Annotated in this window: 11 protein-coding genes; 9 read left to right on the top strand and 2 right to left on the bottom strand. The window is 71.6% G+C overall.

Annotated elements, in window-relative coordinates; all coding sequences use genetic code 11:
* Positions 1-62: 62 nt before the first annotated feature.
* Positions 63-1,505 carry a CCA tRNA nucleotidyltransferase gene (locus OG738_RS11565; protein ID WP_329053517.1) on the bottom strand — a complete coding sequence of 481 codons (1,443 nt, stop codon included), beginning with the start codon at positions 1,503-1,505 and terminating at the stop codon, positions 63-65.
* A 98-nt stretch (positions 1,506-1,603) separates the two neighbouring features.
* Here OG738_RS11565 and OG738_RS11560 point away from each other — a divergent pair, with 98 nt between their 5' ends.
* Both OG738_RS11560 and OG738_RS11555 read left to right on the top strand, forming a co-directional pair.
* Complete coding sequence (locus OG738_RS11560) at positions 1,604-2,158, top strand: NUDIX hydrolase (protein WP_329053515.1); 555 nt, start codon at positions 1,604-1,606, stop codon at positions 2,156-2,158.
* Entirely contained in the window at positions 2,155-4,311 is a 2,157-nt protein-coding gene (locus tag OG738_RS11555; protein ID WP_329053513.1) for a DUF6049 family protein, read from the top strand. The genes OG738_RS11560 and OG738_RS11555 overlap by 4 nt, the downstream gene beginning before the upstream one ends.
* A 183-nt stretch (positions 4,312-4,494) precedes the next feature.
* Here OG738_RS11555 and OG738_RS11550 read toward each other — a convergent pair whose 3' ends face one another.
* Positions 4,495-5,013, bottom strand: coding sequence for a hypothetical protein (locus tag OG738_RS11550; protein WP_329053512.1), 519 nt, complete (start codon positions 5,011-5,013; stop codon positions 4,495-4,497).
* A gap of 72 nt (positions 5,014-5,085) precedes the next feature.
* On the opposite strand from OG738_RS11550, the gene murJ reads away from it, so the two are divergent.
* From murJ to OG738_RS11515, 7 genes are all read left to right on the top strand, one after another.
* Positions 5,086-7,044, top strand: a complete 1,959-nt coding sequence (murJ, locus tag OG738_RS11545; RefSeq protein WP_442875889.1) for a murein biosynthesis integral membrane protein MurJ — start codon at positions 5,086-5,088, stop codon at positions 7,042-7,044.
* Between the two features lie 80 nt (positions 7,045-7,124).
* On the top strand, positions 7,125-8,714 hold the full coding sequence (locus OG738_RS11540; RefSeq protein WP_442875888.1) for a hypothetical protein: 1,590 nt from the start codon (positions 7,125-7,127) through the stop codon (positions 8,712-8,714).
* Between the two features lie 31 nt (positions 8,715-8,745).
* Complete coding sequence (gene sigM, locus OG738_RS11535) at positions 8,746-9,369, top strand: RNA polymerase sigma factor SigM (RefSeq protein WP_257922722.1); 624 nt, start codon at positions 8,746-8,748, stop codon at positions 9,367-9,369.
* Entirely contained in the window at positions 9,366-10,148 is a 783-nt protein-coding gene (locus OG738_RS11530) for a hypothetical protein (protein WP_329053506.1), read from the top strand. The genes sigM and OG738_RS11530 overlap by 4 nt, the downstream gene beginning before the upstream one ends.
* A gap of 78 nt (positions 10,149-10,226) precedes the next feature.
* Positions 10,227-11,219: a thioredoxin-disulfide reductase gene (gene trxB, locus OG738_RS11525; RefSeq protein WP_329053504.1), complete on the top strand. Its 993-nt coding sequence runs from the start codon at positions 10,227-10,229 to the stop codon at positions 11,217-11,219.
* Positions 11,220-11,253: 34 nt separating this feature from the next.
* Positions 11,254-11,577 (top strand): thioredoxin, encoded by a 324-nt coding sequence (gene trxA, locus OG738_RS11520; protein WP_093945794.1) that lies wholly within the window; start codon positions 11,254-11,256, stop codon positions 11,575-11,577.
* Positions 11,578-11,850: 273 nt separating this feature from the next.
* Positions 11,851-12,999 (top strand): N-acetylmuramoyl-L-alanine amidase, encoded by a 1,149-nt coding sequence (locus OG738_RS11515; RefSeq protein ID WP_329053503.1) that lies wholly within the window; start codon positions 11,851-11,853, stop codon positions 12,997-12,999.
* Positions 13,000-13,151 lie beyond the last annotated feature (152 nt).

Raw genomic sequence — 13,151 nt, 5'->3', positions numbered from 1 at the left:
AGGGAGTATCACCGATCCGCGCGGGCCAGGTCCAGCCTTCCACGGAATTCACTGAAAGTTGGTCAGGAATTTCCGATTCCCTGCTCGGCGGCCCACTTCTTCAGCTCCGCTACGGCGTCGTCGTGCTCCAGCGGGCCGCGATCCAGGCGCAGCTCCTTGAGGAACTTCCACGCCTTGCCGACGTCCGGGCCCGGCTTGATGCCCAGCAGTTCCATGATCTGCTCGCCGTTGAGGTCCGGCCGCACGCGGTCGAGGTCCTCCTTGGCCTTGAGCGTGGCGATGCGGGCCTCGAGGTCGTCGTAGGTCGCCTGCAGCGCCGCCGCCTTGCGCCGGTTGCGCGTGGTGCAGTCGGCGCGGACCAGCTTGTGCAGCCGGGTCAGCAGGGGCCCGGCGTCGGTGACGTACCGGCGGACCGCCGAGTCCGTCCACTCGCCCTTTCCGTAGCCGTGGAACCGCAGGTGGAGGAACACGAGCTGGGAGACGTCGTCGATGATCTCCTTCGAGAACTTCAGCGCGCGCAAACGTTTGCGAGCCATCCGCGCGCCGACCACCTCGTGGTGGTGGAAGCTCACCCCGCCGCCCGGCTGGAACTCCCGCGTCGCCGGCTTCCCCACGTCGTGCAGCAGCGCCGCCAGCCGCAGGACGAGGTCCGGCTCGGACGTCGGCTCGTGCGTGGTCTCCAGCTCGATCGCCTGGGCCAGCACGGTCAGCGAGTGCTGGTAGACGTCCTTGTGCTGGTGGTGCTCGTCGATCGCCAGCCGCATCCCGGGGACCTCGGGCAGTACCCGGTCGGCCAGCCCGGTGTCCACCAGCAGCTCGATCCCCGGCCGCGGGTCGTCCGCGAGCAGCAGCTTCGACAGCTCGGCCTGGACGCGCTCAGCGGTGATCCGGTCGATCTCGGTCGCCATCGACGTCATCGCGTCGATCACCCGCGGCGCGGCGGTGAAGCCGAGCTGCGCGGCGAAGCGGGCGGCCCGCAGCATCCGCAGCGGGTCGTCGGCGAACGACTCCTGCGGCGTCGCCGGCGTGTCGAGGACCTTCTCCCGCAGGGCACTGAGGCCGTCGTGCGGGTCGATGAACGTCTTCGTCGCCAGCTCGACGGCCATCGCGTTGACCGTGAAGTCGCGCCGGAGCAGGTCACCTTCGATGCTGTCGCCGAACGTGACCTCGGGGTTGCGGCCGACGCGGTCGTAGCTGTCCGCACGGAACGTCGTGATCTCGAGCTGCATGCCCTTCTTGGTCACGCCGATCGTGCCGAACGCGATGCCGACGTCCCAGACCGCGTCGCCCCACTCGCTGACGATCTGCAGCACGCGATCGGGCCGCGCGTCCGTGGTGAAGTCGAGGTCGCCGGAGCGCCGGCCGAGCAGCGCGTCGCGCACGCTCCCGCCGACGAGGTACAGCCGGTGCCCGGCCCTGGCGAACCTTTCGGCCAGCTCGTCCGCCAGAGGGGAGAGCCGCATCAGCTCCACCACCGCGTTCTCCTTGGCGACCACGTCGTTCACGAAAATCCCACTGTGTTCGGGTGCGATTACCACCGGCACCACCGGACAGGACACGCTGTCCAACCTACCGGGGCAACCGTTTGCTCTAGCATCGCAGCATGTCTGGATCAGCCGGCCGCCCCGGCGCCTCGAAGCCGCGGAGGCGGCGGAGGCGTCAGCGCGGCAGGCGCCTGACCACGGTCGACGAGACGTCGGCCGGCGGCCTCGTGGTGGACGCCGAGCGCGAACAGGCGGTGCTGATCGGCCGGCTCGACCGGCACGGCAGACTGCTCTGGTCGCTGCCCAAGGGCCACATCGAGGACGGTGAGACGGTGGAACAGACGGCCGTGCGCGAGGTCAAGGAGGAAACCGGCATCTCCGCGCGCGTGCTGCGCCCGCTGGGCACCATCGACTACTGGTTCGTGGCCGAGCGGCGGCGCATCCACAAGACCGTCCACCACTTCCTGCTCGAAGCGCTCGGCGGGGAACTCTCCGACGAAGACGTCGAGGTCACCGAGGTGGCCTGGGTCCCGCTGGCCGAGCTGGAGACCAAGCTCGCCTACTCCGACGAGCGCAAGCTCGTCCGGAAGGCCGGCCCGATGCTCAAGGAACTTTTCGCGCGCCCGGACGTCCACGGACGAGACGAGCACGCCCCTGAGGGAGCCCCCGAGTGAAGCGGTTCGCCGCAGCCTTCCTTTCCGTCCTCTTCCTGGCCGTCCCCGCCCTCGCGGGAGCCACGGTGGCCCAGGCGGAGGAAGGCGCGCGCCTGCGCGTCGACCTGACCCAGCTGAGCCCGCGCGTGATCACGAGCTCGACGACGACGCTGACCGTCACCGGCACGGTGACCAACACCGGCGACCGGAAGGTCACCCGGCCGCAGGTGCGGCTGCAGGTCGGCGAGCGGGCCACCACGTCGCGCGGGATCGACGACGTGCTCTCGGGCGCCGTCATCAAGGACGCCCCGCTGACCGATTTCGCTTCGCTCGCGGACGTGCTGGAGCCCGGGCAGAGCGCGCCCCTGACCATCACGGTGAACCTGACCGGGTCGAAGGCCGCGCAGTTCAACCGGCCCGGCGTCTACCCGCTGCTGGTGAACGTCAACGGCACGCCGGAGTTCGGCGGACCGGCCCGCCTCGGCGCGGTCAGCATGCTGATGCCGGTGCTGGCCGGGCCGGGCAAGTCGGCCGGGCACTCGTCGCCGGGTGCGCCGAGCATGACCCTGCTCTGGCCGCTGACCAGCAGCGTCCCGCAGGTCTACGCGGCGCCGTACGGCCAGCCGCTGGTGCTGCGCGACGACAAGCTGGCCGACGAGATCGGCCCCGACGGCCGGCTGAACGCGCTGGTCACCGCCGCGTCCACGGCCGTGCACAGCGACTCGAACCTCGCGAAGTCGATGTGCTTCGCGCTCGACCCCGACCTGCTGGCCACCGTCGCCGCGATGAGCGGCGGCTACCAGGTGCACACCGACGGCGGGAACGTCGACGGCAAGGGCGTCCAGACCGCGAAGACGTGGCTGGCCTCGCTGCGCACCCTGCTGACCGGCCGGTGCGTCGTGGCGCTGCCCTTCGCCGACGCCGACCTGAACACGGTGTCGCGGATCCGGCCCGGTGATCCGATCCTGGTCGCCCAGGCGGCCGCGGCGGCCTCGACCATCCAGGAGGTGGCCGGCGTCACGCCGCAGACCGGCGTGCTCTGGCCGGCCGGCACGCTCAACGAGGCGGTGCTCACCGCGCTGACCCAGGCCGGCGTCAAGACCGTGCTGACGGACGCCGCGAAGCTGGCGCCCGCCGGCGCCGGGGGCGGGGTCACCGTGCAGGGCAGCACGGTCCGGGCCCAGCCGACGGACTCGCTGATCTCGGCGGCGATGAACGGCGTGCCGAGCGTGCCCGACTCGGTCACCGTGGCCGCGAGCACCGAGCGGGCGATCTCCAGCCAGAACGGCCTCGGCGCGCTCGCCTTCCGGGCCGGCCTCGGCCTGCCGTCGGGGCAGGAGCGCCCGAACCACCTGCTCGTCGCCCCGCCGCGGCGGTGGGACGCCCCGGCCACCGAGCTCACGGCGTACCTGCAGCAGGTCGGCGACTTCCTCAACGCCGGGATCGTCACGGCGTCTTCGCTCCCGTCCCTGCTGTCCGCCGACCCGGCCACCTCGGCGACGGTCGGCGACAGCGGCCAGGACCCCGGCGCGGCCATCGACCCCGACCTCGTCTCGACGCTGTCGAAGCTCGACGACCAGGCCACCGGGATGGCGTCCGCGATGCAGCTGGACCCCACCAAGCGGGTGAAGCCGGAGGACGTCGTCGCCCCGGTCCGGCTGGCCGAGCTGCGCGGCGCGTCCACGGGCTGGCGAGGCCTGCCCGCCGACGCGGCGACCGCGAACGCGCAGGCGGAGATCGGGGCCATCAGCGACCGGGTGAGCGTCCGGCAGCCGCAGCAGACCATCGCGCTGGCGTCCGGCAACTCCCCGTTGCCGGTGTACGTGGTGAACGACCTGCCGGTCGGGATCAACGCGCGGTTCACCCTGAACAACAACACCGGCCTGCGCGCGGACGACTCGAAGGCCTGGTCCTTCCCGGCCGGCGGCGGCCGGAACTACTTCCTGCCGGTGGAGGCGCTGCGGGCCGGCCGGTTCAGCGTCGATGTGTCCTTGAGCACGCCCACCGGTACCCCGCTCGGGTCATCCGCGCGGTTCGAGCTGACGTCCACGGGGTACGGCGCGATCACGATCATCGCGACCGTCGCCGCAGGTGTGGCCCTACTTCTGCTCGCTTCCCGGCGCATCTACCGGCGGGTGAAGGACGCCCGTTCGGGTCGCGACTTGGTGGACTGATCGCTCGGCCTTTGAGTGTTCTGGGCGGTTCCCGATTACCCTTGGTCCGCACGTACGCGGCGCCGGGCCGCGGCACCGGACCGAGCACCGAGGATTGGGCACGCGTTGGAGAGAGAGCCGGGCTTACCACCCGAGCGTGCGAGTCGTCCTCGGCGCGAAGGCGCTCCGCCCCCGCAACCTCCGCTACCGCCGCAAAGGGCTGACGGCTCCCCGCGCGCGTCGCAGCCGGTCCGCCGCCAGCCACCACCGCCCCAGCCGCCTCCGCCGGAGCGCGGCCGCCGCCAGCCGCCCCGCAACGGTCACCCGCGCCAGATGCCGGCGCCCGAGGACGCGACGGTCCGTGACCAGCGCCCGGGCCGCGAAGACGGGGGGCCGCGTCGACCGGCCCGCGAGGACGCGCCGCCCCGGCGACCCGCTCGCGACGACGTCCCGCCCCGGCGACCGGCTCGTGAAGACGGCCCGCCACCCCGCCGCCCGGTCCGCGACGACGCACCACCGCGCCCGGTCGACGCACCCCCGCGCGACGGCCGCCCGGTCCGCGACGACGGGGTGGTCCGCGACCAGCGGCCCCCTCGCGACGGCCAGCCCGTCCGCGACGACGTGCCCCCGAGCGACAACTGGCCCGTCCACGACGAGGCCCCACCCCGCGAGCCGCAGCGCCCCGCCCGGCGCGTCCCACCGCCGGGCCCCCCGCCTCCGCAAGGGCCGCCTCCGCAGCGTGGCGGGCAGCCGCCCCGGGCCGCCGGCGGCCCGGCACCCACGCGCGTCCAGCCCGTGCCGCCGCCTCCGGGACCGCCCGGGCCGCCGTCGGTCCAGGGCCGCCTGCCGCAACCGGCCCCGCCGACGACCCCGCCCCCGGGCAACCCGGCCCCCGGCACCCCGCCGCCCGGCATCCCGGTGCCGCCGCGCGGCCGCGGGTCCCGGCGGCCGGCGCCGGTCCGGCCGTGGCAGGAGGAGGCCCAGCGCCCGCCCGACCCGGAGGCCACGCGGTTCATCCCGCGCACCGCCGGCGTCCCGATGAACTCGCGCTGGCCGGTCGCCGACCCGGACGTCATGCGCCCGTACGACGCGCTCGCCACCCAGGTCATGCCGGCGCTCAAGGGGCCGCTGGTCAAACCGAGGCCGGACGAAGAGGCCCCGGCCAAGGCGCCGTCGCTGGCGAAGGCGTCCGGCCGGATGGCGATCGCGTCGCTGATCAGCCGGATCACCGGCTTCCTCTGGAAGCTGCTGCTGGTCGCCGCGATCGGCCAGGGCATCGCGAACGACTCGTTCAACGTCGCCAACACGATGCCGAACATCATCTTCGAGCTGCTGATGGGTGGCGTGCTCGCCAGTGTCGTGGTGCCGCTGCTGGTCCGCTCGCAGGACGAGCCCGACGGCGGCGCGGCCTACACCCAGCGGCTGATCACGGTCGCGTTCACGCTGCTGCTGGCCGGCACCGCGGTCGCGGTGATCGCGGCACCGGCGTTCACCAGCCTCTACGTCGACGGCTCCGGCCGGGCCAGCTCGTCGCTCACCACGGCGTTCGCCTACCTCCTGCTGCCGGAGATCTTCTTCTACGGCGTGTTCGCGCTGCTCTCGGCGGTGCTGAACGCCAAGCAGATCTTCGGCCCGACGGCCTGGGCGCCGGTGATCAACAACCTGGTCGTCATCTTCACGATCCTGGTCGTCTGGGTGATGCCGGGCGACATCGACACCGCCCACCCGTCGATCACCGACCCGAAGGTGCTGACGCTCGGCATCGGCGTCACCGGCGGCATCGTCGCCCAGGCCATCCTGCTGGTGCCGCCGCTGCTGCGGTCGGGCTTCCGGTTCAAGTGGCGCTGGGGCATCGACAAGCAGATGAAGGAGTTCGGCGGCCTCGCGCTCTGGATCCTCGGCTACGTCGCGGTGAGCCAGATCGGGTACACCATCAACACGCGCGTGCTGACCAGCGGTTCACCCGGTGGTGTGACGGCCTACAGCAACGCCTGGCTGCTCTTCCAGCTGCCGTACGGCGTCATCGGCGTCTCGCTGCTGACCGCGATCATGCCGCGGATGAGCCGCGCGGCGGCCGACGGCGACCACAAGAAGCTGATCGGCGACCTGTCCTACGCGTCCCGGATGTCGACGGTGCTGCTCGTCCCGATCTCCGCGGTGATGACGGTGGTCGGCGGCTCGATCGGCATCGCGCTGTTCACCTTCGGCAAGGGCACCGTCGACACCGCCGAGCGGCTCGGCGACGCGCTCGCGATCTCGGCGTTCGCGCTGCTGCCGTACGCACTGGTGATGCTGCAGATGCGCGTCTTCTACGCGATGAAGGACGCTCGCACGCCGACGCTGATCATGATCGTGATGACGCTGGTCAAGGTGCCGCTGCTGTACCTGTGCCCGGTGCTGCTGTCGCCGGACAACGTCGTGCTCGGCGTCATGATGGTCAACGCGCTGACGTTCGTCGTCGGCGCGATCCTCGGCCAGGTGTGGCTCTGGGTGACGCTGGGCAACCTGCGCAGCAAGCGGGTGATCGGCGTGATCCTCTTCACGGTCGTCGCCAGCGCGCTCGGCGTCGGCGCGGCGTGGGTGGCCGGCCACGTCGTGCCGGACTCGTTCGGCCCCAGGCTGGGTGCTTGGGTCAAGCTGTTCCTGCAGGGCATCGTCGGGATCGTCGTCTCGTTCGGGGTGCTGATGGCCCTGAAGGTGGAGGAGCTCAAACCGGCCACGTCGAGGTTCACCCGGTTGATCAAGCGGGGGTAACGATTCCGGTACGGAAGGCGACGACTCCCGCGTCGTATTCTGGGTAACCTTGGCGGGGGAGCTAACGGGAGAGAGTGCGGGTGGACACGAGGCGGAGCGAACAGGCGGGGGGTGCGAACCACGTGGGCAAGGCCCAGGTCGGATCGCTGGCCCCCGGGCGTGTGGTCGGCGACGGCCGCTACCGCCTCCTCGCGCAGTTCGGCGTGGACGAGCGGGGTGACGCGCACCTTTGGCGTGCCCGGGACGGGCAGCTGAAGCGGGACGTCGCGCTGACCCTGCTGGTCGGCGACCCGGCCGACCCGGAAGCCGCACGGCTGGCCCGGCGGACGCTCGAGCGCGCGACGCACGCGTCCAAGTTCGGCCACGGCGGCGTCGCCCGCGTGCTCGACGTGCTCGCGCTCGGCAGCGGGATCACCTCGAGCGAAGGCCTGCTCGGCGTCGTCGTCGCGGAGTGGACCAAGGGCAGCGACCTCGTCGACCTGGTCGCGCAGCGGCCGGTGGCCCCCGCCGCGGCCGCGCGGATGGTGCAGGCGCTGGCCGAAGCCGTCGAACAGGCTCATCAGAACGGGCTCGTGCTCGGGCTCGACCATCCGCAACGGCTGCGGCTGACGCCGAACGGCGCGCTCAAGCTCGCGTTCCCCGGCCCGCTGCCGGAAGCGACGCTGCGCGACGACGTCAAGGCGCTTGGCGCCGTCCTGTACCTGCTGCTGACCGGACGCTGGGCGCTGCCCGGCGGCCCGCCCGCGATCCAGCCGGCCCCGACCACGCCGCAGGGGCGGATCGTCCCGCCGCGGCAACTCGTCCCCACGGTGCCCGCCGACCTGTCGGCGCTGGCCGTCCGCACGATCGAGGACGGCGGCAACGGCGGCATCCGCACCAGCGCGGCCATCCTCCGGATGCTCGACCAGGTGGCCGAGGAGGAAGAGCGCACCCAGCTGATCAAGGCCGTCGGCGGTGACCCGGCCGAGTCCGAGGGCACGGTCTGGACCACGAAGAAGCCGGTCAAGGACGTCGCGCGACGCCGCAAGCTCGCCCTCGGCGTCACCGTGCTGGTGGTCGCGACGGTCGTCATCCTCGCCTGGGGCGGGCTGATGCTGATCAACGTCTTCCAGGGCGATTCGAAGGTGAGCGGGCCGACGATCAACGTCGCCGCGCCGCCGGCGTCGAGCCAGTCCGCCGCGCCGCCGCCCGCGTCGTCGTCGCAGGCCCCGCCGCCGTCGCCGGCCGTGGGTGCCGCGGTGGACCCGCAGGCCGTCGCGGTCTACAACCCCGACGGCAAGGGCGACAACACCGCGCGGGCGAAGTACGCGATCGACGGCAAGCCCGAGACGCAGTGGCGGACCGAGCAGTACAAGCAGCAGTTCCCGGCCATCAAGCCGGGCGTGGGCCTGGTCGTCACCTTCCCGGACCCGATCAACCTCAGCCAGGTGAAGGTCGAAGGCGGCACGCCGGGCACCAAGGTCGAGATCCGCTCGGCGACCGGGAAGAACCCGGACTTCGCCGACACGAAAGTCGTCGGCAACGGCGACCTGAAGGACGGCGAGACGACGATCCCGCTGGCCCAGCCGACGCAGAGCCAGTACTTCATCATCTGGATCACCGCGCTGGGTGGCGAGGACGGGAAGTTCCAGACGGAAATCGCCGACTTGACCTTCCTGCCTGCGGGGTGACGCACCCGACCGGGTCAGTAGGCTCTCGCGGGTGACAGCTGCAGCTCCCACGGATGCGGATCTGATAGCGGCTCACGCCGCGGGGGACCCTCATGCGTTCAGCGAACTCGTCCAGCGCCATCGCGACCGCATGTGGGCGGTCGCGCTGCGCACGGTCCGGGACCCGGAAGAGGCCGCCGACGCGTTGCAGGACGCGTTCATCTCGGCCTTCCGCGCGGCCGACAAGTTCCGCGCGGAGTCGCAGGTCACGACGTGGCTGCACCGGATCGTGGTGAACGCCTGCCTCGACCGGATCCGCCGCCGCCAGGCCCGCCCGACCGTCCCGCTGCCGGAGACCGGCTTCAACGAGCCGGCCACCCCGCGCGACTCGATGGCCGAGCGTGAAACCAGCCTGCTCGTGCGCGAGGCTCTCGACCAGCTGCCCGAGGACCAGCGCGCACCGATCCTGCTGGTCGACGTCGAGGGCTACTCCGTCGCCGAGACGGCGAAGATGCTCGGCATCGCCGAAGGCACCGTGAAGAGCCGGTGCGCCCGGGGCCGCGGAAAACTCGCGAAGGTTCTCGGACACCTGCGGAACCCCGATGCGATTGCGAACGTCCCAACTCACGAAAGCAAACGGGCCGGGCGCCAGCCGGGTAGCGGGGAGGGACGATGACGGACGAAAGCCGGGGGATCGGGGGGACCGTCGGTCCGCCCTGGTCTGTCGACGTGCTCGCCGATCTCCACGCCGGTGTCCTGGACGAGACCCGGGCGGCGCAGCTCTGGCCGCTGGTCAACGCCGACCCCGAAGCCCGCGCGATCCTGGACGCCCTCGACGCGACACAGTCCGATCTGGCCTCGCTCGCCGAAGCACCCGCCCCGCCGATGCCCGCGGAGTTCGCGGCCCGGCTCGACGCGGCGCTGGCCGCCGAAGCAGCGGCCAAGTTTCCCCACCGGGTCCAGCAGGCAGCTCCGGCACCGCGCGGCGCCCAGGTGGTGGACCTCGCGGCGGCGCGGCGGCGCCGGAACAAGCGGCTCGGCTGGGCCGCCGGCGTCCTGACCGCGGCCGCTGCGGCGGTCGTCGCGGTGACGATCGCGATCCCGCACACGCGGCAGCAGACCGGCACCCCGAACGTCGCGGCCCCGCCCCCGACCGGCCCGTCGGTCGGCAGTGACGGTGCCGGCGCCCAGGCCCTGGTCGGCAAGGCGGTCGGCGTCCGCGACTTCGGCCCGCTGCAGACCGAGGACAAGCTGGACGCGTGCATCGCGGCCGCCGGGCTCGACCCGAAGGTGCGCCCCGAAGGCATCCGCCCGGTGAACGTCGGCGGCAAGGCGGGCGTCATGATCATCCTGACCACCGGCAAGCTCGCCCAGTTCCGGCTCGTGGCCTTCGGCGCGGACTGCGGACCGGGCAATCCGGCTGTCCTGTTCGACAAGGTCGTCGGGGAGAAGTAGCGCCTGTCACCCCGGGAACACCGCCACCTACGATCGTGTTGAGCCTGGTACACGGGTCACTACGAGCGGAGGTCACGGGTGGCTGCCGAGGAAATCAGGAACCTGATCATCGTGGGGTCGGGTCCTGCCGGATACACCGCTGCCGTTTACGCGGCACGGGCCCAGCTGGAACCGCTGGTGTTCGAGGGCACGCAGTTCGGCGGCGCGCTGATGACGACGACCGAGGTCGAGAACTTCCCCGGGTTCCGCGACGGCATCATGGGTCCGGACCTGATGGAGGAGATGCGCAAGCAGGCCGAGCGCTTCGGCGCCGAGCTGCGCGCGGAGGACGTCGAGTCGCTGGAGCTGACCGGGGACGTCAAGTACGTCCACGCGAACGGCAAGCGCTACGCCGCCCGCGCGGTCATCCTCGCCATGGGTGCCGCGGCGCGGTACCTGAACGTGCCCGGCGAGCAGGAGTTGCTCGGCCGCGGTGTCTCGGCCTGTGCGACCTGTGACGGCTTCTTCTTCCGCGACCACGACATCGTGGTCGCCGGCGGTGGCGACTCGGCGATGGAGGAGGCGACCTTCCTGACGAAGTTCGCGAAGTCCGTCACGGTCGTCCACCGGCGCGAGGAGTTCCGCGCGTCCAAGATCATGCTCGAGCGCGCCCGCGCGAACGAGAAGATCAAGTGGAAGCTGAACTCGCAGATCACCGGGGTGCTCGGCGACGGCAAGGTCGAGGGCCTGCGGCTGAAGGACACCAAGGACGGCTCGGAGTCGACGCTGGACGTGTCGGGCTTCTTCGTCGCGATCGGGCACGACCCCCGCAGCCAGCTGGTGCGCGGGCAGGTCGACCTGGACGAGGACGGCTACGTCGTCACGCAGGGCCGGACGTCGTACACGAACGTCGACGGCGTCTTCGCGGCCGGCGACCTGGTGGACCGCACCTACCGGCAGGCGATCACGGCCGCCGGCTCGGGATGCAGCGCCGCGATCGACGCGGAACGATGGCTCGCGGAGCACGGCGACTCGGACGCGCACGAGGCGGCCGAGCTGGTCGGCGGCGGCTACGGCGCGGGCACCCACTGAGTTTCCGGCTTTCGACCAACCTGAAGGAGAAACCATGTCCAACACCGTCAAGGTGACCGACGCGACGTTCGTCGACGAGGTCCTGACCAGCGAAAAGCCGGTCCTCGTCGACTTCTGGGCCACCTGGTGCGGCCCGTGCAAGATGGTCGCCCCGGTGCTCGAGGAGATCGCGGCCGAGAAGGGCGACAAGCTGACGATCGCCAAGATCGACATCGACGAGAACCCGAACACGCCGCGTGACTACCAGGTGATGTCCATCCCGACCCTGATCCTGTTCCAGGGCGGCAAGCCGGTGAAGCAGATCGTCGGCGCCAAGCCGAAGGCCGCGCTGCTGTCGGACCTCGCCGACGTTCTCTGAACCGAAACAGCTCCGCGAACCCGGGGCCTGCGGGAACTCTCCCGCGGACCCCGGGTTCTGCGCGTTCGGGGTAATGCGACCGGTGTGGGTGGATCGAGCGTGACGAGGGCCACTGAGGGTGCGCCACGATCGGGCCCTTGACCTACCTACCGGGCCTGCGCTGTCACCGAGAGTTCGCAAGGCACAATAGAGGACCTGGGCCCGCCCCAGCGAAGGTTTTCTTGCCACGCACCGAGCCCCCGAACTCGGTGCCCTACGAAGAGCGAGGAGTGCATGCGGGTACTCCGCCGCGGTGACGCCGGTCCGGACGTCGCCGAGATCAGGTCCATCCTGGCCGGGATGGACCTGCTCCCGCCGGTCACCGGTACCGACGACTACGACACGTTCGACGGCGCCGTCGAAGGCGCCGTCCGTGCCTTCCAGCAGCGTCGTGGGCTGATGACCGACGGCATCGTGGGTCCGGCGACCTTCCAGGCGCTCAAGGGCGCCAGCTACCACCTGGGCAGCCGCCCGCTGTCGTACATGATCGCGTCCCCGGTGCACGGCGACGACGTCTTCACGCTGCAGGAGCGGCTGACCGAGCTCGGCTTCGACGCCGGCCGCCCGGACGGCTACTTCGGCCCCGCCACCGAGCGCGCGCTCAAGACGTTCCAGCGCGACATGCGCCTGACACCGGACGGCATGTGCGGCCCCGCGACCATCCGTGAGCTGCACCGCCTGTCCTCGCCGCGGGCCCGGGGCGGGCGCCCCGTGTTCCTGCGCGAGCAGGAGCAGGTGCGCCAGGCCGGTCCCCGCCTGCGCGGCAAGCGCATCGTGATCGACCCCGGCCACGGCGGCGACGACCTCGGCGTGGTCGCCGGCAGCCTGCGTGAGGCCGACATCGCGTGGGACCTGGCTCGCCGCCTGGAAGGCCGCATGAAGGCCACGGGCATGGAAGCGCTGATCTCTCGCGGCCCGAACCACAGCCCGACGGAGCTGGAGCGCGCCAAGTTCGCCAACGACGCCGGCGCGGACCTGTTCCTCTCGCTGCACAGCGACAAGAACCCGTCGCCGCGCGCGCAGGGTGTCGCGAGCTTCCACTTCGGCACCGGCAACGGCACGACGTCGACGGTGGGCGAGCTGTTGGCCGGCTTCATCCAGCGCGAGGTCGCGGCCCGCACGGGCATGCTGGACTGCCGGACGCACTACAAGACGTGGGAGATCTTCACCCGCACCCGCTGCCCGGCCGTCCGCGTCGAGATCGGCTATCTGACCAACCCGGACGACGCCCGCAAGCTCGGCGACCCGGCGTTCCGCGACATCGTCGCCGAGGGCATCCTGATCGCGGTCAAGCGGCTGTACTTGCTCGGCGAGGGCGACCAGCCGACGGGAACGTTCACGTTCGCCGACGTCCTGGCGCACGAGCTGGCCAAGGCCGAATAGAGCCGACCACAACCCCTAGCGGCTCATCTTCACCTGTCCCACCATCCCTGGGGACGCGCGTGCGTCGTCCCCAGGTTTTCGGGCAGTCATCCACAGGTTGTCCACCGCGCCTATCAGCACTCTGTGGATAACTCGGCACTTCTTCCACAGTC

Source organism: Amycolatopsis sp. NBC_01488 (genome assembly GCF_036227105.1).
Lineage (GTDB): Bacteria > Actinomycetota > Actinomycetes > Mycobacteriales > Pseudonocardiaceae > Amycolatopsis.
The sequence above is the reverse complement of the archived record's forward strand: the minus strand, read 5'-3'. Positions and strand labels throughout refer to the sequence as shown.

Bases quoted from the DNA above. Each gene is read 5' to 3' on its own strand.
- OG738_RS11515 (WP_329053503.1), top strand. From the start codon at position 11,851: ATGCGGGTACTCCGCCGCGGTGACGCCGGTCCGGACGTCGCCGAGATC.
- trxA (WP_093945794.1), top strand. From the start codon at position 11,254: ATGTCCAACACCGTCAAGGTGACCGACGCGACGTTCGTCGACGAGGTC.
- OG738_RS11530 (WP_329053506.1), top strand. From the start codon at position 9,366: ATGACGGACGAAAGCCGGGGGATCGGGGGGACCGTCGGTCCGCCCTGG.
- OG738_RS11560 (WP_329053515.1), top strand. From the start codon at position 1,604: ATGTCTGGATCAGCCGGCCGCCCCGGCGCCTCGAAGCCGCGGAGGCGG.